This is a genomic window from Streptomyces ficellus, assembly GCF_009739905.1.
In the GTDB taxonomy this organism is placed as follows: domain Bacteria; phylum Actinomycetota; class Actinomycetes; order Streptomycetales; family Streptomycetaceae; genus Streptomyces; species Streptomyces ficellus_A.
Genome location: NZ_CP034279.1, coordinates 6,727,488 through 6,749,184 on the forward strand (window position 1 = coordinate 6,727,488; position 21,697 = coordinate 6,749,184).

General features: G+C 74.2%; 18 protein-coding genes. 5 read left to right on the forward strand and 13 right to left on the reverse strand.

The annotated features are described in order from the left end of the window. Positions 1-28 precede the first annotated feature (28 nt). The 12 genes from EIZ62_RS30230 to EIZ62_RS30280 all read right to left on the reverse strand — a co-directional run bounded on the left by EIZ62_RS30230 (position 29) and on the right by EIZ62_RS30280 (position 14,362). A complete protein-coding gene (locus EIZ62_RS30230; protein ID WP_156695839.1) occupies positions 29-997 on the reverse strand; it encodes a UDP-glucuronic acid decarboxylase family protein in 969 nt (322 codons plus the stop codon). Between the two features lie 463 nt (positions 998-1,460). Further along, entirely contained in the window at positions 1,461-2,555 is a 1,095-nt protein-coding gene (locus EIZ62_RS30235; RefSeq protein WP_156695840.1) for a carboxylate-amine ligase, read from the reverse strand. Between the two features lie 95 nt (positions 2,556-2,650). Beyond that, a complete protein-coding gene (locus tag EIZ62_RS30240) occupies positions 2,651-3,604 on the reverse strand; it encodes a glycosyltransferase family 9 protein (RefSeq protein ID WP_156695841.1) in 954 nt (317 codons plus the stop codon). After that, positions 3,601-4,608 carry a glycosyltransferase family 9 protein gene (locus tag EIZ62_RS30245; RefSeq protein ID WP_156695842.1) on the reverse strand — a complete coding sequence of 336 codons (1,008 nt, stop codon included), beginning with the start codon at positions 4,606-4,608 and terminating at the stop codon, positions 3,601-3,603. The genes EIZ62_RS30240 and EIZ62_RS30245 overlap by 4 nt, the downstream gene beginning before the upstream one ends. Further along, a complete protein-coding gene (locus EIZ62_RS30250; protein WP_156695843.1) occupies positions 4,605-5,156 on the reverse strand; it encodes a D-glycero-alpha-D-manno-heptose-1,7-bisphosphate 7-phosphatase in 552 nt (183 codons plus the stop codon). The genes EIZ62_RS30245 and EIZ62_RS30250 overlap by 4 nt, the downstream gene beginning before the upstream one ends. Beyond that, entirely contained in the window at positions 5,153-6,154 is a 1,002-nt protein-coding gene (locus tag EIZ62_RS30255) for a glycosyltransferase family 2 protein (RefSeq protein WP_156695844.1), read from the reverse strand. The genes EIZ62_RS30250 and EIZ62_RS30255 overlap by 4 nt, the downstream gene beginning before the upstream one ends. Positions 6,155-6,287: 133 nt before the next feature. Continuing rightward, positions 6,288-8,414, reverse strand: coding sequence for a prolyl oligopeptidase family serine peptidase (locus tag EIZ62_RS30260; protein WP_156695845.1), 2,127 nt, complete (start codon positions 8,412-8,414; stop codon positions 6,288-6,290). Further along, entirely contained in the window at positions 8,387-10,171 is a 1,785-nt protein-coding gene (locus tag EIZ62_RS30265) for an N-acetylglutaminylglutamine amidotransferase (RefSeq protein ID WP_156695846.1), read from the reverse strand. Before EIZ62_RS30265 ends, EIZ62_RS30260 begins: the two co-directional genes overlap by 28 nt. 109 nt (positions 10,172-10,280) lie before the next feature. After that, entirely contained in the window at positions 10,281-11,585 is a 1,305-nt protein-coding gene (locus tag EIZ62_RS30270) for an MFS transporter (RefSeq protein ID WP_156695847.1), read from the reverse strand. A gap of 205 nt (positions 11,586-11,790) precedes the next feature. Next, the gene (locus tag EIZ62_RS32065; RefSeq protein WP_167536443.1) at positions 11,791-11,955 is read right to left on the reverse strand and encodes a hypothetical protein; all 165 of its coding nucleotides are present in this window, start codon (positions 11,953-11,955) and stop codon (positions 11,791-11,793) included. A 2-nt stretch (positions 11,956-11,957) separates the two neighbouring features. Continuing rightward, positions 11,958-13,301, reverse strand: a complete 1,344-nt coding sequence (locus EIZ62_RS30275) for an MFS transporter (protein WP_244376039.1) — start codon at positions 13,299-13,301, stop codon at positions 11,958-11,960. A gap of 278 nt (positions 13,302-13,579) precedes the next feature. Then, positions 13,580-14,362, reverse strand: a complete 783-nt coding sequence (locus EIZ62_RS30280) for a DeoR/GlpR family DNA-binding transcription regulator (protein ID WP_208828106.1) — start codon at positions 14,360-14,362, stop codon at positions 13,580-13,582. A gap of 204 nt (positions 14,363-14,566) precedes the next feature. Between EIZ62_RS30280 and EIZ62_RS30285 the strand changes: the two genes are divergently transcribed. From EIZ62_RS30285 to EIZ62_RS30300, 4 genes are read left to right on the forward strand one after another with little or no spacing between them, the layout of a single operon-like run. Beyond that, positions 14,567-16,078 carry an FGGY-family carbohydrate kinase gene (locus EIZ62_RS30285; RefSeq protein WP_156695849.1) on the forward strand — a complete coding sequence of 504 codons (1,512 nt, stop codon included), beginning with the start codon at positions 14,567-14,569 and terminating at the stop codon, positions 16,076-16,078. Then, the gene (locus EIZ62_RS30290; RefSeq protein WP_156695850.1) at positions 16,071-17,555 is read left to right on the forward strand and encodes an FGGY-family carbohydrate kinase; all 1,485 of its coding nucleotides are present in this window, start codon (positions 16,071-16,073) and stop codon (positions 17,553-17,555) included. Before EIZ62_RS30285 ends, EIZ62_RS30290 begins: the two co-directional genes overlap by 8 nt. Further along, complete coding sequence (locus EIZ62_RS30295; RefSeq protein WP_156695851.1) at positions 17,552-18,172, forward strand: histidine phosphatase family protein; 621 nt, start codon at positions 17,552-17,554, stop codon at positions 18,170-18,172. Before EIZ62_RS30290 ends, EIZ62_RS30295 begins: the two co-directional genes overlap by 4 nt. A gap of 13 nt (positions 18,173-18,185) precedes the next feature. Next, positions 18,186-19,229, forward strand: coding sequence for a 2-hydroxyacid dehydrogenase (locus EIZ62_RS30300; protein WP_156695852.1), 1,044 nt, complete (start codon positions 18,186-18,188; stop codon positions 19,227-19,229). Here the strand turns inward: EIZ62_RS30300 and EIZ62_RS30305 are convergent. Further along, on the reverse strand, positions 19,226-20,017 hold the full coding sequence (locus EIZ62_RS30305; RefSeq protein ID WP_156695853.1) for an SDR family NAD(P)-dependent oxidoreductase: 792 nt from the start codon (positions 20,015-20,017) through the stop codon (positions 19,226-19,228). The genes EIZ62_RS30300 and EIZ62_RS30305 overlap by 4 nt on opposite strands. A gap of 84 nt (positions 20,018-20,101) precedes the next feature. Here EIZ62_RS30305 and EIZ62_RS30310 point away from each other — a divergent pair, with 84 nt between their 5' ends. Next, positions 20,102-21,586 carry an MFS transporter gene (locus EIZ62_RS30310; protein ID WP_156695854.1) on the forward strand — a complete coding sequence of 495 codons (1,485 nt, stop codon included), beginning with the start codon at positions 20,102-20,104 and terminating at the stop codon, positions 21,584-21,586. Positions 21,587-21,697 lie beyond the last annotated feature (111 nt).

Sequence of the window (21,697 nt, forward strand, 5' to 3'; positions counted from 1 at the left end):
CGGGGATACGGGGACGGACGGGCGCGCGTCAGGAACGGGCGTCCGCGTGCTCGCGGAACCAGGCGATGGTGCGCCGCAGACCCTCTTCGGCATCGATCCGCGGCTCCCACTCGAGCTTGTCGCGGGCCAGCGTGATGTCGGGGCAGCGCACGGCCGGGTCGTCCGTCGGCCGTTCGATGAAGCGGATCTCCGAACCGGAGCCGGTGAGTTCGATGACCAGCCGGGCCAGTTCCAGCATGGTGATCTCGGTCGGGTTGCCGATGTTCACCGGCCCCCGCAGCCCGTGGGCCGCCGCGGCGAGGATGCCGCGCACGGTGTCGTCGATGTAGCACAGCGACCGCGTCTGCCGCCCGTCGCCGGTGACCGTGAGCGGCTCACCGTCCAGTGCCTGGCGTACGAAGGTGGGGACGGCCCGGCCGTCGTGGCCGCGCATCCGCGGGCCGTAGGTGTTGAACAGCCGCACGATGCCGGCGTCCGTGCCGTGCACCTCGGCCTCCGCCGTGGTGAGCGCCTCGCCGAACCGCTTGGCCTCGTCGTACACGCTGCGCGGGCCGACCGGGTTCACGTTGCCCCAGTACCGTTCGTTCTGCGGGTGCTGCTGGGGGTCGCCGTACACCTCGGAGGTGGAGGCGAGCAGGAAGCGGGCGTCGGAGCGGTGCGCGAGGGCCAGCGCGTGGCGGGTGCCGAGGCTGCCGGTCTCCAGCGTGTGCAGCGGGAGCCGCAGGTAGTCGGCGGGCGACGCGGGCGACGCGAAGTGCAGCACCAGGTCCGGCGGCCGGTCCACGAAGAAGGGCTCGGAGACGTTCGCCCGGACGAGCGTGAAGCCGGGGTGGTCGAGCAGCCCGGATATGTTCTCCGGCCGTCCGGTGCTGAAGTCGTCGACGCAGGTGACGGCGGATCCCGAGTCCAGCAGCGCGTGGCACAGGTGCGAACCGACGAAGCCGGCGCCGCCGGTCACGACGGCGTGTTCCCATCTGCGTGAGAAAGCGGTGGTCATTCGTTCTCCTCCGGACAGGTGCGGAACGCGAACCTGCGACCAGGCTCTGCCGGTCGCGAGCGCGGGGCGCGGTGGTGTGCGCCGTTGGGGTGGTCACGGAGGGTCAGCGTGGGCGGTGCGGTGCGGTTCCGTGCGGGTCGGTTGCCTGCCGGTGGGTGGGGGCCGCGGCCCCTCCGGGCTCACCTCCTCGGCGCCGGCGGCCTTGGGTCACACGTAAGGGAGCCGTGTCGGCGCCGCCAACGCCTGCGGGGGCGACCCTGCACGGCCGCGGCCCGGGTCGTGTCCCGGCTGCGGGCCGGACTCACTGCGGCGCGCAGGCGATCAACCGCGGCGCGGAGGGGCCGTGCAGGGTCGCCCCCGCAGGGGATCGGCGGCGCGAAACGGTGAGAAGAGTAGGTGGGTGCCCCGCCGACCCCGAGGAGGTGAGCCCGGAGGGGCCCCGACCGTACCCACCGGCCGCAGGCTACGGGGCGACCGTCTCGCTGGTGATGAGGTCCGCGAGGGCCCGGAGGCCGCCCTCCGCGAGGGCGCGGCGCTGCTGGTCGGCGGGGGTGCCCTGCTGGAGGAGCCGGTGGACCAGCGAGGTGACCTCGCGGGTGTCGCCGGCGTCGTCGAGCGCGGGCGTGACGTGGTCCAGCAGCATGACGAGGACGTCGCCGGCCCGGCGGGCCTTGCCGGTCGGGTCGACGAGCAGGCCGCTGAGGCCGTGCCGGGCGGCGTGCCAGTTCGCGGCCTGGAGCAGCTCCGGCGTGCAGTTCGGCAGCGGCAGGCCCGCCTTCTCGTCCCGGATGGCCGTGGCGATCAGGCCCCGGACGATTCCGGCGAACATGACCGCCGTGTCCGCGCGCAGCTGCACGTCCGCGCAGCGCACTTCGACCGTGGGGTACTTGTCGGACAGCCTGGCCTGCCAGTAGAGCTGGCCGGTGTCGGTGATGATGCCGGTGTCGAGGAGCGACTGCACCCTCGTCTCGTGGTCCACGAGCGAGGTGAAGCGGGGTGGCGGTCCGCTGACCGGCCAGCGTCCGAAGATCACCGTGCGCCAGCTGGCGAAGCCGGTGTCGTTGCCGTCCCACAGGGGTGAGTTGGCCGACATGGCGACGAGGACGGGGAGCCATACCCGGATCCGGCTGAGGACGGCGACGCCCATCTCGCGGTCGGGCACGGCAGCGTGCACGTGCATGCCGTTGACGAGCTGTTCGGCCACCAGCTGGGGGGCCTGGGAGCGCATCGCGAGGTAGCGGGCCTTCTGGGTGACCGGTACGGGGGCGATCTCCCGGTACGGAGCGGTTGCGCAGGCGGCGATCCGGCAGCCGTTCTTCTCCGCCGCCGTGCCGAGGGCGTGCCGCAGCCGCAGCAGGTGGCCGCCGACCTCCTCGAGGTCGGTGCACACGGGTGTGGCGACCTCGACCTGGGCCTGGAGCAGCTCGGACTGGACCTCGGCGTCGTCGACGATCGGTTCCAGGCCGGCCGCGGTGCGGACCTGGTCGGCGAGCGGCACCGGCAGGCAGGTGTCCTGATCGAGCAGCAGGTACTCTTCCTCGACCCCAATGGTGATCATGTCGACCCGGGTACCCTCGGAACGCTCGGATGAATCGGACATGGCGGTGGCCCGTCAGCTCGTGCGGCCGGTGGGGGCGGAGGCGGTGGGGCTGGTCATGGCCTCGGCACCTCCGGGTGGTCGAGCAGGGCCTTCAGGACGTCGTCGGGCCCGATACGCAGCAGCTGGGGGTCCGGGTCCTGTCCGTGCGGGTCGCCGGGTGGCCCCGGGTGCCACAGCACCACGTGCCGCGTACCCGGTGGCGGCCCCCACAATCCGGGTGCGACGGGCCCGAAGAGGGTGACGGACGGGGTGCCGTACGCCACGGCGAGGTGGGCGATGCCGGTGTCGCCGCTCACCACGGCCGAGGCCCCGGCGAACAGCGCGCCCAGCCGGTCGAAGGGCAGGCCGCCCCGGAAGGCGCGGACGCCGTCCGTGCGGGCGGCGTCCAGGACCCGGTCCAGCAGCTCGTCCTCGCCGGGCCCGCCGGTCAGCGCCACGCGGTGGCCGCGCTGCCGCAGGGCCCGTACGACCGCCGCGTACCGTTCGGCGGGCCAGCGGCGCGCCCCGGAGTCGGCGCCGGGGTGCACCACGACCGCGCCGGGGGCGGGGGAGGGGGTCGCGGGTGCGGGCAGGCGCAGGTCGCTGGGGTCGGCGGGGATGCCGTACCAGGTGAGGAGCCGGCACCAGCGGGCGCGTTCGTGTTCGTCGGCGGTCCACGCGGGTCCCTGGATCTCCGGGGTGCGGGGGTGTGCGAAGGCGAGGAGCCGTCCGGGTCGCAGCCGTTGCAGGAGCCGGTGGCTGGGCGGACCGTTGCCGTGCAGGTCGACCGCGACCTCGGGCGGGGGGCCCGTCCAGTCCAGGTGGGCGGGTACGGCGCGACCGGGCGCGGACGCGGGCAGGAGCCGGTCGACGGCGCCGGAGGCGTTCGCGGGTGCGGCCAGCTGTTCCGGCGCGGCGAGGACGATCTCGTAGGCGGGGTGGGCCCGCCGCAGGGCGCGGAGGGCGGGGATCCCGGCCAGCAGGTCACCGAGTCCGAGCGCCCGCAGCACGAGCAGCCGCGGTCTCACGCGCCGCCCTTCAGGAGTTTCTCCACGGCGGCGGCCACGTCCTCGCCGGTCACCTCGTCGAGGCACGGGTGGCCGGGGACGGGGCACTGGCGGGCTCTGCTGTCCGCGCACGGCGCCCGCTGCTCGCCGAGCAGGACGTGGGGGACGCCGTAGGGGCCCCACCGTTCGGCGGGGACGACCGGGGAGAACAGCGAGACGACGGGGGTGCCGACGGCGGCGGCGAGGTGGGCCGGGCCGGTGTTGCCGACCACCACGGCGCCGGCCGCCGCGAGGACCGCCGCCAGCTGGGGCGGCTGTGTGCGGCCGCCGAGGTCCAGCCCGTCCCGGCCGGCGACCAGCGCGGTGAGTTCCCGTTCGTCGGGGCCGCCGGTGACGACGACCCGGTGGCCGGCTCCGGCCAGCAGCCGCACCGCGTGGGCGCACCGTTCCGGGCTCCACCGCCGGGCCTCGACGCTGGCGCCGGGGTGGACGACCACGTAGGGCGCGGGCCCGGTCAGGTCGGGTGCGCCGGGAGCGTGGCGTACGCACAGCCGTCCGTCGTCGCCGGCGGGCCGGGGAAAGCCGGCCGCTTCGGCGAGGTCCAGCGCGGCTTGTGCCTCGTGGGCGTGGGGTGCCCGCCGGTGGCGTACGTCGAGGAGTGAGCCGGGGGCGTCCTCGCTGTCGGCGGCGATGTGCGCGATTCCGGCCATGCGCAGCAGCAGCGCGGCGGGCAGTGGGCTCTGGTGGAACGAGGTGAGTACGAGGGCGGTGTCCGCGCGGGCGGCGGCGACGCGGTTGACCAGCCGGTCGATGTCGGGGCGCCGTACCGGTGGCGGGGTGAAGCCCGCCCAGGGCGCGTCCCACACGAGTACTTCGTCCACGCCGGGCAGCAGCCGGGCGGCGGGCGCCCCGCGCGGCCCGCAGAGCAGCGTCACCCGGTCGGCCCGCCCGGCGACCGCGCGCACGGCGGGCCCGGCGAGCAGGACGTCGCCGAAGCTGTCGAGGCGGACGACGAGGGCCTTCACGCGGGGCTCCCGGGGGAGACGGACGCCCGGTCGGCGCGCAGCACGTGCCGTACCGCGCTCATCAGGTCCCGGCAGACGTGCGGTGCGGCGGCCACCTCGCCGGGCAGGGTTCGTGCCGTCGGCACCAGCACGCCCCGGGCGCCGGCGGCACGGGCGGCGCCCATGTCGGCGCCGATGTCCCCGACGACGACGCAGTGCCCGGGCGGCACGCCGAGCCGGTGCGCCGCCTCGAGCACCATGCCGGGGGCGGGCTTGCGGCAGCGGCAGCCGTCCTCGGGGGTGTGCGGGCAGTGCACCCACACGTCGAACGGGCCGAGCAGGGCGTCCACGCGGGCGTTGACCGCCCGCACGTCGGCCTCCGTCAGCAGGCCGCGCCCGACGCCCGACTGGTTGGACACGACGCCGAGCAGGATGCCGTGGTCGCGGAGGGTGCGCAGTGCCTCGTGCGCGCCGGGCATGGGCCGCACCTTCCGAGGGTCGGCGTTGTAGGGCACGTCCTCGACGAGGGTGTCGTCCCGGTCGAACAGGACGGCCGCCGGGCGCGTCACAGGACGCCGTCCCAGCGGTCCGCCGACCGGTGGCGCAGTTCGCCGGAGAGCCGGTGCCAGGTGGCGAGGGCGGGGATGAGCACGCTGGTCGCGGTCATCGTGACGATCTCGTCGACCGTGCGGGGTCCCGGCGCGATGCGTGCCCGGGTGAGTTCGGCGGTGCCGAGCGCCCAGCCCGCCGCCGCGAACAGCGCGGGGCGCCGCTTGCCGGCGGCCGCCAGCAGGAGGGCCCCGAGGCCCGCGGCGGTGACGGCCGCGTGGCGCCGGATCCGGCCGCGGGGCGCCGCGGCCCGTTCCCACCAGTCGGGGCCGTGGAGCCGTTTCATCAGGGCGTCGTCGGCGTTGCCCTTCTGGAGCCGGACGGACACCCACCGGTCGGCGGGGCGCACCGGGTGTTCGGTGCGGCGCTCGCCGCGTACGATCCGCCAGCCGGCGTCGACGACCCGGAGCGCCAGGTCGGCGTCCTCGCGGAAGGCCCGGGGGAACCGTTCGTCGAACCCGCCGACGGAGGTGAGGACTTCGGTGCGGTAGGCCATGTCGGCGGTGACCCAGAGGGCGCCCTGGAGGCCGGCGGTGTTGCGTTCCCAGTCGGTGGGGCGCCGGCCGGGGGGCAGTGGCACCCGCAGGACGCCCTGGACGCCGCCGGTGTCGGGGGAGGCCTCGGCCAGGTCGCGGGCGAGCTGCTCGCGCCAGTACGCGCTGACGCGTACGTCGTCGTCGAGGAGCACCGTCCACGGCTCGTCCACCGCGCGTAGCCCGGTGTTGCGGGCGGCGGCGGGGCCCCGTCCGCCGCTGCGCAGGACGACGGCCCGGTCCGCGAGCGCGCCGAGCGCCCGGACGGGCAGCGGGTCGCCGGGCGGGCCGGGGCGGTCGTCGACGAGCACGATCCGGCTCGGCTCGGGCCCCTCGCAGGAGGCCAGCGCGGTGAGGCAGTCGGCGAGGCAGGGCCGGCCGATGGTGGGGACGACCACGGCGTACGAGGCGAGCGAGGGGATCATGCGTCCGCGTCTCCACATTCTGGGTCGGGTACCGAAGTGGTGTACGGAATGCCTGTTTCCAGTCACTTTATGCGCATGCCGGATCGCTCGCACGGGGTTGGCCCGGTGGGGCCCGCCGGGGTGGGGCCCGTCCTCAGCCGGTCAGGTGGCGTTCCATCCAGTCGGCGGCGGTACGCCGGAACAGCCGCCGGTTGTCCGCCCGCCGGAACTCGTGACCCTCGTCGCGCAGCGTCAGCAGCTCCGCGGCGTGACCCCGCTCCCGGGCCGCCCGGACGACCTGCTCCGACTCGCCGGGCGGCACGTTGGTGTCGTGCTCGCCGTGCACCGCCAACAGCGGTACGCGCAGCGCGTCGATCCGGCTCATGGGGGACAGCTCCCGCAGCAGCTCCCGGTCGCGCACCGGATGGCCGTACTTGTGCGCCGCCGACTCCGCGATCCACGCCTCGGTCCCGGCGAAGAACGTCGCGAAGTCCGACATTCCGCACACCGCGACACCCGTCCGGAACAGGCCCGGGTGCCAGACCAGCGACGCGAGCGTGAGGTAGCCGCCGTAGCTGCGGCCCATGACCGCGAGCCGGGTCGGGTCGGCCCGGCCGGACAGGACGACGTGCGCCACGCAGTCGGCGACGTCCTCGATGGCCGCGAACCGGCCCCTGCCGAGGTCGGCGTCCACGAAGGAGCGTCCGTAGCCGGACGACCCGCGCACGTCGGGCGCGAAGACGTCCAGACCGCGCCCGGTCAGCTCGTGGTACAGCGGCTCGAACACCGGCCGCTCCTGCTCCTCCGGCCCGCCGTGCAGATGGATCACGCACGGCGCCGGGCGCCCCTCGCCGCGCCCCGGCGCACGGTAGTACCAGCCGCCCAGCACCAGCCCGTCGCGGGCGGTGGGCCGCAGCGGAGCGGGCCGCACGGGCGTCCGTCCGGGCGGTACGGCGTCCTCGTCCCGCGACGACCAGGGCGTGCGCGCGGGCGACGCGGCGCGTGGCAGCCACCACACGCCGGGGCGGCGCTGCGAACCCGACAGGGCCAGCACCAGCCCGCCGGGCCCGGCCCGGCCGATCCGGGTGACCACCTCGTGCGGCAGGCCGACGTCGTGGGGCGGCGCCGTCCCGGTGGCGCCGCCGCCGGGCGCGGGCGCCGCGGGTCCCGCCGGCGGCAGGCCCAGGGTCTGGAACTCGCTCGCGCCCCGCACGTTCCAGGCGAGCGCGGCGGTGCGACCGTCCTCGGCGAACGCCAGCAGCTCCAGGTCGCAGCCCTCGCGTTCGGCGACCACCGACAGGCCGCGGCGGCGCCCGTCGTCGTCCAGCCCCGCCGCCAGCAGCGCCGCGAACTCCCGCTCGTGGTCGCTGCGCAGCCACGCGGTGCGCCCGTCGGGCGAGAACCGGCCGATCCAGGGGTCACCGTCGGCGACCCGCAGCACCGAGCCCGTGCCCAGGTCGGCGGTGCGCACGACGACGGCCTCCCGCCGCCCGCGCGGCCCCCGCCGCACCAGGGCGAGCCGCCCGTCCTGGCTGACGTCGCACACCCGCAGCGTCGCGGCGCCGCTCTCGGCCGCCACGAGGACGGGGGAGGCGGCCCCGTAGGGGTCGACCAGGTAGGCGGTCAGCCGGTCCCGCACGGCCCCGTCGGGCGCCGCGCCGTTCGGTTCCGGCCCCACGACGCCCCGGCGGGCGCCGCCCAGCAGGGTGGCCTGTCCGTCGCGCTCCGCCCAGTCGGCGGGCAGCTCGCCGAACTCCACCCGGTCGTCCCCGCCCGGGGCGTCCGGGCGGTCGGGCGCCCCCGGCGGGGCGGGCGGCGGTTCGGCGACGGTGACCGCCACGGCGGAGCCGTCGCGCGTCCAGCACCCCAGGTACGCCGAACTGCCGGAGTCGGCGCCCGCCACGATCCGGCGTCCGGTGCCGTCGGGGCGCACGCACAGCACCCGGGTGTGCTCGCCGCCGCCGGGTGCGACCGTGTAGGCGATCCACCGCCCGTCGGGCGACCACGCCACCTCGGTCACCGGATCCGGGTCGGAGTCCAGCAGGTGCAGCTCACCGCCGTCGATCCCGCCGTGGACCGGGCCGGTCCACAGCTGCGGTACGCCCGTGCGGTCGCAGATGAACGCGACGTGCTCGCCGGTGGGGTCCGCCGACGGGTACCAGCAGCCGTGCGAGATCAGCGGCTGGGGGGTGTCCCGCGCGCCCGCCGCGTCGGCGAGCGGCACCAGCAGGGGTGCCGCCGAGGTGGGCCTGGTCAGCTGATCCTGTGCGTCTGCAGCCATATCTCCAGCAACGCTACGTGCCACAGGGCGTTCGCCCCGCGATGCGTACGGTGGTCGTCGGGGGCGGCGAGCAGCTCGGTGAGGTACTCGTCGCGGAAGATCCCGCGCGCCCGGGCCTCGGGGGCGGACAGGGCCTGCCGGACCCGTTCGAGGACGGGACCGGCCATGTGGCGGATCGCCGGCACCGGGAAGTACCCCTTGGGCCGGTCGACCACCTCACGGGGCAGCAGCTTGCGCCCGGCGTCCTTGAGCACGCCCTTGCCGCCCTGCGCCAGCTTCAGCTCCGGCGGGCAGGCCGCCGCCAGCTCGACCAGCTCGTGGTCGAGGAACGGCACCCGGGCCTCCAGGCCCCAGTCCATGGTCATGTTGTCGACCCGCTTGACCGGGTCGTCGACGAGCATCACGTGTGTGTCGAGCCGCAGCGCCGCGTCCAGGGCGGTCTCGGCGCCGGGCGCGGCCATGTGCTCGCGCACGAACCGGCCGGAGACGTCGTGGTCGGCGAGCACGTGCGGCTGGAGGATGCGGGCCATGTCGGAGTGCGGCCGGTCGAAGTACACCTCGGCGTACCTCTCGGGCTCGCGTTCCCGCTCCACCGCGGCCATGTCCGGGTACCAGCGGTAGCCGGCGAACACCTCGTCGGCGCCCTGGCCGCTCTGCACGACGCTGACCTCCTTGGAGACCAGCTCGGACAGCAGGTGGAAGGCGACGACGTCATGGCTGACCATGGGCTCGCTCATCGCCGCGACCGTCGCGTCCAGCGCCGTGGACACCCGGTCGGAGGGCACCATGAGCTGGTGGTGGTCGGTGTCGTAGCGGCGGGCGATCAGATCCGAGTAGGCGAACTCGTCGCCCTCCTCGCCGCCCTCGGACTCGAAGCCCACGCTGAACGTGGCGAGGTCCTTCTGGCCCTCCTCGGCCAGCAGACCGACGATCAGCGACGAGTCGAGCCCGCCGGACAGGAGCACGCCGACCGGCACGTCGGCGACCATCCGTCTGCGCACCGCGGTCCGCAGCGAGTCCAGCACCGCGTCCCGCCAGTCACCGGCGTCCATGCCGGCGAACTCGGCCCGGCGCGTGTACGACGGCTGCCAGTAGCGGTGGTCGGTGTACGAGCCGTCCGGCTCCACCACCCGCACCGTCGCGGGCGGCAGCTTGCGCACCCCGGCGAGCACCGTGCGCGGCGCCGCCACGGTGGCGTGCCAGCTCAGGTACTGGTGGAGTGCCACCGGGTCGATCGAGGTGTCGACGCCGCCGCCGGCGAGCAGCGCGGGCAGGGTCGAGGCGAACCGCAGCCGGCCGGGGGTGTGCGCCAGGTACAAGGGCTTGATGCCCAGCCGGTCCCTGGCGAGCACCACCCGGCCGGTGTCGCTCTCGACGATGACGAAGACGAACATGCCGATGAGACGGTCGACGCAGTCGGTGCCCCACTGTCTGTAGGCCTTCAGGATCACCTCGGTGTCGGAGGTGGAGAAGAACCGGTGTCCCAGGGCGCGCAGCTCGGCGCGTATCTCCTGGTAGTTGTAGATGCAGCCGTTGAAGACCCCGGTGAGCCGGGTGTCGGCGTCCGTCATCGGCTGGGCGCCGCGCTCGGACAGGTCGATGATCTTCAGTCGGCGGTGCCCCAGCGCCACCGGTCCCTGCGACCAGATGCCCCGGCCGTCAGGACCGCGGGCCGCCAGCCGGTCGGTCATGCGTTCCACCGCGGCCACGTCGGGCCGGCGGTCGTCGAAGCGGATCTCTCCGCTCAGCCCGCACATGAGACACCCCCCAGCGCGCCCGGGACCTCAGCGTCCTCCTCAACCCCACGTGTTTCGATCACCACAACTCCTCCAGGAACGGGGAGCGGGCATCCTTCTGCCGTCGGTCTCAGCTGTGCGCGGCAGCCCGCTCCGTACCGTCGAGTGCCCCGTTGATCTCGGAGCATTCCTGACCTCCTCCGCCACGGCCGGCCGCGCCGCGGCCCTCCGCCCAGCGCACCGCCGGGCCCGTCGCCACCCCCGCCGCCAGGAACAGCCCGCCGAGGAGCAGCCAGCCCGGCCCGCCCCCGCCCAGCACCACAGCCGTCAGCAGCACCGGCCCGAACATCCGCGCCACCGGCACACCGGCCTGGAAGAAGCCCTGGTACTGGCCCTGCCGTCCGGGCGGCGCCAGGTCGAACGCGATCTTCCAGGCGCCCGCCGACTGCCGCATCTCGCCCCACACCAGCAGCCCCGCCCCCGCCAGCAGCACCCCCACCGCGCTCCACACCGGCCCCGCGACGGTCCCCGACAGGGCGAACACCGCGCACGCGGCCAGCATCACCGCGCCGCCCGAACGCACCGTCCGTACCGCACCGGCGAGGTCGGTGACCGACGCCGCGACGCGCACCTGGAACAGCATCACCGCGCCCGTGTTCAGCACCAGCAGCGCCGACACCGTCCAGCCCGGCGCCACCGTGTGCCCCACGATCCACAGCGGCAGGGCGAGACTGATCAGCGGCATCCGCAGCAGCATCACCATGTTGAGCAGCGTGACCAGCGCGAACGGCAGGTCCCGCAGCACCGCGAGCCCGCCGCCCTTCCCCCGGTCGGCCGCCGTCGCGGGCACCGCCTCCGGGCCCACCGCCGGCAGCCGCCACAGCAGCAGCGCGCACCCCGCGAACGCGACCGCGTCCAGGGCGAGGACGAGCAGGTACGCGGCCGGCGTACCGGCGCCGAGGGCGACCGCGCCCAGCGCCGCACCCACCGCCAGACCGGCGTTGGCGGCCGACTGGAGGTGCGCCAGCACCCCGGTCCGCGCACCGGGCTCGACCAGCCCGGCCAGCAGCGACTGGCGGGCCGCCGCGAGCCCGCACTGGGCGGTGGCGTAGGCGCACACGACCGGCAGGAACCACGCGTACGACCGCACCAGCAGCAGCCCCGCCACCGCCAGCGCGGTCGCGGCCGCCAGGAGCACGGCCGTGCCCCGCGCCCCGCGCCGGTCGGCGAGGTGCCCCAGCGGCACCCCGGCGACGGCGCCGACCGCCCAGGCCAGGGTGAGCGCGAGCCCGATCCGGGCGGCGGAGAGCCCCACGACCTGGGAGAAGTACAGCGCGGAACACACGTAGTAGGCGCCGTCGCCCACGGCGTTGACCAGTTGGGCGAGTGCGAGGCCCCGGGCGGGGCCGGCGGTGGGCAGCAACCGCACGGACATGGACTTCCCCCGGACGAGAAACGGTGGTGGAGGCGCCGCGCACGGGCGACGGCGGCAGCCCTAAACCTAGGTCCCCGACCGGCCCACTCCCTGGTCCATTCCGCGCCCTCGCGCGTGGGCCAATCCGGGGCCGGCCACGCCCTGTCGCCGGCCCGGGGGACGCCGAGGGGCGGGCGCCGCCGCGCCCGCCCCCTGTGTCACCACCTCATCGGCCGTCCTTGCCGGGCCCCGCCTGTTCCTCCTGCTCGCCGACGCGCTCGCCCTCCGCCTGGGAGGGGGTCGAGCGCGCCACGTCGGGGTGTTCGTCGACACCCGGCTCCCGTTCGCCCTCCGCCTGGGAAGGGGTCGGGTAGTCCCACGCATCACTCATGACTACGCCTCCGGCGAATCGTTCCGCGCCCGCGATGCCGGGCCGGGGCCGGACGGGTACCCCGCGCCCGCCGCGGCTACCGGCTCCGGCAGCCGCAGGAACAGGGTCAGGACGGCGCTCGCGAGGTACAGGACCGCGAAGATCCACATCACGCCCGGGACACCGAGCGGCCCGAGGAAGAGGCCGACCAGCGCCGGGCCGAGGAAGGTGCTGGCACCGGCGCCCAGGTTCAGCGCCGACATCGCCCGCCCCTTGTGGGCCGGGTCCAGCGACGGCATCAGCGCCGACAGCGGTACGTAGCCGGCGAGCGTCGCGCCGAACAGGCTCACCAGCACCATGGCCAGGGCGTAGTCGTCGCCCGCCGACACCGTCCCGTAGTACAGCAGCAGCGTGGTCACCGCGCAGCCGACGCCTCCGAACCAGGCGACCGTGCGCTGCCAGCCGATGCGGTCGCCGACGACACCGAAGATCAGGTTGAAGAAGATGTTCGTGGCGAACATCGCGGACAGCAGCTGAAGCCACTCGCTGAGCGTGAAGCCGAGCGTGTCGGTGAAGAACACCGGCAGGAACACCAGGAAGCCGAACTGCGGCGCCGTGTTGATGGCCCGCACCACCGCTCCCGCGCCGATCCGCGGGTTGCGCCAGATGATCGACAGCGAGCCGAGCAGGGTGGCGACCGGCCGCTCCCCGGCCGGGGCGAGCCGGCTGCGGCCGGTGGGTTCCCGCACCAGCAGCAGGGCGATCAGACCGCCCGTCACGACCAGCCCCAGCGACAGCCACAGCGTCTCGTACGCGCCGATCCGCGGCACCGCGACACTGGCGACCAGCGACCCCAGCGTGGGCAGACCGCCGGTGAAGGCGAACCAGAACCAGCCCACCGCGGACCCCAGCCGCCGCCGGGGCGTCACCGCCGTCACCCAGACGAGGAAGCCGTACGCGAACAGCGGATAGCCGAACCCGCGCAGCCCGTAGCTGACCAGCAGCAGCGGGAAGTCGGCTGTCGGTACGGCGAAGACGAGGAAGACGACCTGGAACACACCCCAGACGCCCAGGCCGAGCATCATGACCCGGCGCGGGCCCCACAGGTCCGACAGGGCGCCGGAGAACCAGGCGGCGACGCTCGCGGTGACGCCGTAGACGCTGAACAGCAGTGCCACCCGCGGCCCGGACAGGCCCTCGTCCAGTAGATAGGGCGACAGATAACCCGATTCGACGCCGTCTCCGATCATGAAGACGAGTACGCCCAGGAATCCCCAGGCGAGCGGCCGGGGAATACCGATCCGGTCCAGCCAATGTCTCGCGGGGGTGTCTTCGGCGGAGGACGAAGGGTCGAGTACGACGGCCACGGAAACCACCTTTTCGAAAAGGTCGGGGAATGCGCGGGGAAGCGGCGCGCTGAGGCGTCACGATGAAACGGCCGTGTGAGAAGGGCGTCAATCGACCGGGAGGAAAACCCCGTCACGGCTCCCGCCGGTGGCGTGAAGTAGACGCTCCGCATCCGCCCCGGAGGGCCGTACGCTGGGCATCGCCGCAGCTCACGGGCGCGAGGGGAGAGCGAAGCGCGGAGGACGGCCAGGTGAAGACGGTGTTACGTTCACGTGGGCGTTGTGATCTCCGCCCGGTGTCAGCGCGAGGTGCCGACCGTCCGCACGTCCACACCTATGTCCCGCAGCCGCCGCACCTGCGCCGCCGGGGCCGCGTCGTCGACCAGCACCAGGTCGAAGTCGGTCAGCGGCGCCAGCGCGTACAGCCCCTGGTTGGCGAACTTGGTGTGGTCGATGAGCAGCACCCGGCGCGCGGCGGACGCCATCATCGCCCGCTTGACCTGCACCGTCTCCGGCGACATGTGGTAGCAGCGGTCCCCGGTCACCGCGGTCGTCGACATGAACAGCACGTCCGCCCGGAAGGACTCCACACTCTGCGCGGTGTGCAGCCCCATGAAGGCGTCGTAGGCCGGGAAGTACGTACCGCCCAGCGCGATCAGCGAGACGCCGGCCTCCCGGGACAGCGCGGTGACGGCCGGCAGCGAGTTGGTGATCACCGTGAGCGGGGTGTGGTCGGCCATCTGCCGGGCCAGGCTCAGGCACGTCGTCGAGTCGTCCAGCATCACGATCTGCCCGGGCGCCAGCAGCTCGGCGGCGGCCCGCGCCAGCCGCTGCTTGGCCTGCGCCATCGTCGTCATGCGCTCATGGACGCTGCCGTGGAACTGCGTCGACGGCAGACAGCTCGCCCCGCCCCTCACCTTCCGCAGCCAGCCCTGCGCCTGGAGGGCGTCCAGGTCGCGGTGGACGGTCATCACACTCACACCGAACTCCTCGGCCAGCTCGCCGGTCCGCACGAACCCCTTCGCGGTCACCAGCTCGCGCAGGCTGCGCCGCCGCTCCTCCTGGGTGTCCATCCGGGTCATGGCGTCCCGCTCCTTGCCGCGTGGTGCGAATCTCACGTGAACTTAACACGGCGGTACGGGGTCGCCGCCGCCCGTCCGAGCGGCGCGGCCACGACCTCACACGGCGGCCCCGCCCGGCCGCGGGATAATCGCGCAGCTGATTGACGCTCCGCCCGGCCAGGCGTTTACCTGGCGTCCGCGAGTGAAGGGGCAGGTATTCCAGTCATGTCGGTTCTCACCATCGACGTCGGTACGTCCGTCATCAAATCGGTCGTCTTCGACGACCAGGGAAACGAAATAGCGCTGTCCCGCATCGGCACCGAAGTCCTGCGCCCCCGGCCCGGCTGGGCGGAACAGGACATGGACGCCGTGTGGAACGCGGTGGTCTTCACCGTGCGCAGCGCCCTGTCCGGGCTCGGCCCCGGCCACGACCCGGTCTGGCTGGTCAGCTTCACCGCACAGGGCGACGGCTGCTGGCTGGTCGACGCGCAGGGACGCCCCACCGGGCCCGCCATCCTCTGGTCCGACGGCCGCGCGGGCGACCTGCTCGACCGGTGGGCCGCCGACGGGCTCCTGGAGGAGGCCTACCGCCGCAACGGCTCCCTCACCTGCGGGGGCATGCCCAACGCGGTGATCGGCTGGCTCGCCGCCCACGACCCCGGACGCCTGGAACGGTCCCGTACGGCGCTGACGGCGGCCGGCTGGCTGTTCCTGAAGCTCACCGGGGTGAGCGCCGTCGACGAGTCCGACGCGTCCGCCCCGTTCCTCGACCACACCACCGGCACCTACGACCCCGCCCTCATCGACCTGTTCGGCTTCGGGCCGCACGCCCGCCTCCTGCCGCGCGTGCTCGGCGAGCACGAGCGCATCGCCGAGATCACCCACCCCACCGCGGGCGAACTGGGCCTGCCGCCCGGCCTGCCCGTCGTCATGGCCCCCTACGACATCGCCGCCACCGCCCGGGGCGCCGGTGTCGTCGAACCCGGCCAGGCGTGCGCCATCCTCGGCACCACCCTGTGCACCGAGATCGTCACCCGCCAAGTGGACACCGACGGCGAGCCGTGCGGCATCAACATCGCCTACGGCGGCCGGGACCGCATCCTGCGCGCCTTCCCCACCCTGTCCGGCACCGAGGTCCTCGACTGGGCGGCCCGCCTCCTCGCCGTCGAGGGGCCCGCCGCCCTCGGCGAGCTGGCCTTCGCCACCGAACCCGGGCCGGGCGGACCGGCGTTCCTGCCGTACCTCGCACCCGCCGGGGAACGCGCCCCGTTCCTCGACACCCGCGCCCGCGGCACCTTCTGGGGCCTGTCCCTCGACCACACCCCCGCCCACCTCGCCCGCGCCGTCTTCGAGGGCCTGTCCCTCGTCGTCCGCGACTGCCTCCGCGCGTCCGGCACCGACGTCCACGAACTGCGCCTGTGCGGAGGCGGCTCCGCCAGCGACTCCTGGTGCCGCCTCATCGCCGACGTCACCGGCGTCCCCACCGCCCGCAGCGCCGACACCGAACTGGGCGCCAAGGGCGCGTTCCTGACCGGTCTCGTCCTCAGCGGCGCCGAACGCAGCATGCCCGAGGCCGCCGCCACGTACGTCCACATGCGCTCCGGCTGGGAACCGGACCCCGGGCGCCGCGCCCACTACGACGGACTGTACGAATCGTTCCTGACCTGGCGCGCCGCCGCCCGATCCCTGGGCTGGTCGCCCGCCCCCGCCGACATCACGGAAGCACCGCATGCCTGACGCCCTGACCGGCGACGCCGTCCACCTCGGCCTCGACCTCGGCACCCAGAGCGCACGGGCGGTCGCCGTCGACGGCACCGGCCGGCTGCTCGCCGCCGCGTCCCGCCCGCTCACCGGCCGGCGCGACGGCGTACGCCACGAACAGGACCCCGAGCAGTGGTGGTCCGCCCTCGCCGCGGCCTGCCGGGAAGCCCTCGCCGGCATCGCGCCCGAGCGGATCCGCGGCCTGGCCGTCGACGCCACCTCCGGCACCGTCCTCCTCGCCGACCGGCGCGGCAGACCCCTGACACCCGGCCTCATGTACGACGACGGGCGGGCCCGCGCCTACACCGCCCGCGTCAACAGGGCGGGCGAGGACGTCTGGACCGCGCTCGGCTACCGCGCCATGCAGCCGACCTGGGCGCTACCCAAACTCCTGTGGCTGCTGGACAACACCGACTTCCCCGACGCCCGGCTGCTGCACCAGGCCGACCTGATCACCTGGCGGCTGGCCGGCCGCCAGGTGGCGACCGACGCCAGCCACGCCCTGAAGACCGGCTACCACCTGGTCGACGAGCGCTGGCCGGACGGGGAACTGGCCCGGCTCGGCGTCCCGGCCGGCCTGCTGCCGGACGTCGTCCGCCCCGGCACCGTCCTCGGCACGGTGTGCGCCGGCGCGCGGGACGAGACCGGGATCCCCGCCGGCACACCGATCGTCGCCGGCATGACCGACGGCTGCGCCGCGCAGATCGGCGCCAGCGCTCTCGCCCCCGGCGCGTGGAACTCCGTCCTCGGCACCACCCTCGTCTTCAAGGGCGTCAGCCCCCGCCTCGTCCGCGACCCCGGGGGAGTGGTCTACTGCCACCGCGGCCCGGGCGGCACCTGGCTGCCCGGCGGCGCCTCCAGCAGCGGGGCGGGAGCCGTCGCCCGGCGGTTCCCCGGCGCCGACCTGGACGCCCTGACCGAGGCGGCCGCCGCCACCGGATCCACCGCCGTCGCCTACCCCCTGGCCGGCACCGCCGGTGAACGGTTCCCCTTCCGCGCCCCCGACGCCACCCCCTTCGTCCTCGGCGAACCGCACGGCGACGCGGAGGAGTTCCACGCCCTGCTGCTCGGTGTGGCCTGTGTCGAACGCCTCTGCTTCGACTACCTCGACCACATCGGCGCACCCGTCGACGGACCGCTCACCCTCACCGGCGGCGGCGCCCGCAACGCCTACTGGTGCCGGCTGCGCGCCGACGTCCTCGGCCGCACCGTCACCCTGCCCGAACACGCCGAGAGCGCCACCGGGATGGCGGTGCTCGCCGCGACCGCGTCCGGCGCCACCCTGCGGGAGGCGGCGGCCGCCATGGTGCGGACCCGCGAGGAACTGCCCCCCGACCCCTCCCGCACCGCCCGGCTGACCCCCGTGTACCTCGGCTTCGTCGACGAACTGACCCGACGCGGCCTGCTGGACGGGGCCGTGGCGGCGCACGCCCGCAGAAAGGCCCAGCAGTGACCGACTTCATCCTCGTACGCCACGGCGAGACCGCGTGGCACGCCGAGAACCGCTACGCGGGCCGCACCGACGTGCCGCTCACCGAACGCGGCCACCAACAGGCCGCCGCGCTCGGCGCGTGGGCCGCCGGACAGCGGCTGGACGCCGTCCTCTGCTCGCCCCTGTCCCGCGCCCGCCTCACCGCCGGACCCGCCGCCACCGCGCTCGGTCTCGTCCCGCGCGTCGACGAGCGGCTGTACGAGGTCGACTTCGGGCGCGGCGACGGGCTCACCCGCGGCGAGATGGCCGAGGAGTTCCCCGACGCGCTCGCCGCCTTCCTGACCGACCCGGTGGCCCACCACCTGCCCGGCGGCGAGGACCCGGTGGCCGCGGCCGACCGGGCCGTCGCCTGCCTGGAGGAGACCGCCCGGGAACTCCCCGAGGGCCGCGTCCTCGTCGTCGCCCACTCCACCCTCGTACGCCTCGTGCTGTGCCGGCTGCTCGGCATCCCCCTCGCCCGTTACCGCCAGGTCTTCCCCGCCCTGGAGAACGGCGCCCTGACCGAACTGCGGCTGCCAGCCGGCGGACCGGCGTCCCTGCTGCGGCTCAACGCACCCGCCGCCCACCCCACCCACTGACGGGAGCCCCACCGTGACCACCACCGTCCTCGCCGCCGGCGACCACTTCGTCCTGCCGCGCCTCCTCCAGGAGGAACTGCGGGCCGCCGCGCCCTCCGCGGCCGGCCTCGACGTGACGGAAATCCAACTGCCCTGGCCGCACACCCCGTTCGGGAAGGTCGCCGAGGTCGACGAGGCGTCCGGCACCGAGGACGAGCTGATCGACGCCCTGCGCGGCGCACGGATCTGCCTCACCCAGCTGGCGCCCCTGACCGAGCGCATCCTCAGGGCCTGCCCCGACCTGGAGCTGTTCTGCGTCAGCCGGGGCGGCCCGGTCAACACCAACCTGGAGGCCGCCACCCGGCACGGTGTCGCCGTCTGCTACGCCCCCGGCCGCAACGCCGTCGCCACCGCCGAACACACCCTCGCCCTGATCCTCGCCGCCGCCCGGGGGATCGGCGAGGTCCACACCGACCTCAAGCACGCCACCTGGCGCGGCGACTACTACGACTACGACAACTGCGGCATCGAGATCGACGGTTCGGTGGTCGGCCTGGTCGGCTACGGCGCGATCGGCTCACGCGTGGCACGCGTCCTGTCCGCCATGGGCGCCACGGTCCTGGTCCACGACCCGTACGTGGCACCCGAGGCGGTGCACGGCATCGCCCGGCTCGTCCCGCTGGACGAGCTGCTGGGCCGCTCCCGGATCGTCTCCCTGCACGCGCGCGTGACGGACGAGACCACGGGCGTGATCGGAGCCCCGCAGATCGCCGCGATGCCGCCCGGTTCGGTGCTCGTCAACTGCGCCCGCGGCGCCCTCGTCGACTACGACGCCGTGTGCGACGCGCTCGACTCGGGCCACCTCGCGGGCGCCGGCTTCGACGTGTTCCCCGCCGAACCGGTGCCGGCCGGGGCACGGCTGCTGTCCACCCCGGGGGTCGTCCTCACCCCGCACATCGCGGGCGCCAGCCGGGAGGTCGCCCACAAGGCGGCCCGCATCGTCGCGGCCGAGGCGGCCCGCTTCCTGCGCGGCGAACCGCTCGCCCACTGCGCCAACCCGGAGGTGCTGGGGCGCTAACCCCTGGAGCGCGGCTCGGAGAGGAAACGCTGCCCGGCGGCCTTGAGGCGGTCGGGGGCCACCTTGGTGACGGCGCCCAGCACCTTGGTGGCCACCGACCCGGCGACCACCCGGTTCCGGCCGCGCATCAGGGCCGTGAACGCGTCCTCGGCGACCTTCGCCGGGTCGTCCTTGCGCATCCGCCCCAGGCGGGTCCTGTCCAGTCCGGCGCGGCGGAAGAACGCCGTGTCCGTAACACCCGGCAGCAGGGACGTCACCGTCACCCCGGTGCCCCGCAGTTCCTGCGCGAGCGCCTGGGCGAAGGACTGGAGGAACGACTTGGAGGCGTTGTACACCGACTGGAAGGAGCCCGGCGCCATCGCGGCCACCGAGGAGGTGATCAGGAGCCGGCCGGAACCCTCCGCGACCATGTCCCGCAGCAGCCGGTGCGCGAGGTGAACCGTCGACGTGACGTTGAGGTCGATGATCCGGGCGTGGTCGGCGAGGGCCACGTGGGTGAACGCCCCACCCGCACCGACGCCGGCGTTGAGCGCGGCCGCCGCGACCGGGCGGCCGGTGGCGCGCACGGCCGCGTACAGCTGCTCGGTGCCGTCGTAGGTCGCCAGGTCGGCCCGTACCGCGACGACGTCCACGTCCCGGCCGCGCAGCTCGTCGGCGGCGGTCGCCACCGCACCGTCCTCGGCGCACACCACGAGGTCGAACCCGTGCCGGGCGAACTGCCGGGCCAGGGCGAGTCCGATGCCGCTGGAGGCACCGGTCACCACCGCGAGGGGCTTCACCGCGTCCATGCGCGCCGGGTACCCGGAACGGCACCGTTTCACCGGATTGATCATGGGGTACGCGCTTGCCGTGTTTACGCCTCGGAGGTGGGCATGAGCGAGCCGGAGCTCGGGCGAGCGTCGAACGGGACCATCACCACCAAGGTCCCCGCGCGGCTGGACAGACTGCCGTGGTCGCGCTGGCACTGGATGATCGTCATCGGCCTGGGCACCGTCTGGATCCTGGACGGCCTCGAGGTCACCATCGTCGGCAGCATGGCCGGCCGGCTGTCCGAGGAGGGCAGCGGGCTCGACATCAGCAGCGCCCAGGTCACCGGCATCGCCGCCGCGCTCTACGTCGCCGGCGCGTGCTCCGGGGCACTGTTCTTCGGCTGGCTCACCGACCGCTACGGCCGCAAGAAGCTCTTCCTGATCACCCTGGCGGTGTACCTCGCGGCGACGGCGCTGACGGCGCTGTCCTTCTCGTCCTGGTGGTTCTTCGTCTTCCGCTTCCTGACCGGCTTCGGCATCGGGGGCGAGTACGCGGCCATCAACTCCGCCATCGACGAGCTGATCCCCAGCAAGTACCGCGGCCGGGTCGACCTCATCATCAACGGCAGCTTCTGGCTGGGCGCCATGGGCGGAGCCCTGCTGTCCGTGGTCCTCCTCGACACCGACATCCTGCCCAAGGACATCGGCTGGCGGGTGTCCTTCGCCCTCGGCGTGGTCCTCGGCCTGGTCATCCTGCTGGTGCGGCGCCACGTCCCGGAGAGTCCCCGGTGGATGTTCATCCACGGCCGCGAGGAGGGCGCCGAGGAACTGGTCGCGGACGTCGAGCGGCAGGTGGAGGCCGAGAAGGGCCGCCCGTTGCCCGAGCCCGCCGGGTCGATCACCATCAAGCAGCGGCACAGCGTCGGCTTCGTCCAGATCGCCCGTACGCTCTTCCGCGCCTACCCGCGGCGGGCGGTGCTGGGCCTGGCCCTCTTCATCGGACAGGCCTTCCTGTACAACGCCATCACCTTCGGGTTCGGGGCGATCCTGGTGACGTTCTTCGACGTCGGCACCGGCTCGACCGGCTACTACTTCGCGGTCATCGCGTTCGGCAACTTCACCGGGCCGCTGCTGCTCGGCCGGCTGTTCGACACCTGGGGCCGCCGGCCGATGATCGCCGGTACGTACATCCTGTCCGGCCTGCTGCTCTTCGTCACGGCGTGGATGTTCTCCAACGGCTGGCTCACCGCGACCACGATGACCGTCAGCTGGTGCGTGGTCCTGTTCTTCGCCTCCGCCGGCGCCAGCTCCGCCTACCTCACGGTGAGCGAGATCTTCCCGATGGAGACCCGCGCGATGGCCATCGCGTTCTTCTACGCCGTCGGCACGGCCGCGGGCGGCATCTCGGGCCCGCTGATCTTCGCCAAGCTCACCGAGAGCGGTGTGGTCGGGGACACGGTGCTCGCCTTCTGCATCGGCGCCTCCCTGATGGTGCTGGCCGGCCTGGTGGCGCTGTTCTTCGCGGTCGCCGCCGAGCGCAGGTCGCTGGAGGACATCGCGACCCCGCTGTCCGCCCAGGCGGCGGCGGAGGGTGCCGGAAGCCGATGACCCCGGCTGGAAGCCGGTGACCCAGCCTCGAACGGCGATCGATTGGATCGAACGCCACTCAATGGTTTATCGTTCATTCAGTCGGTTGTGAAGACGCCTTCACGATCGCCA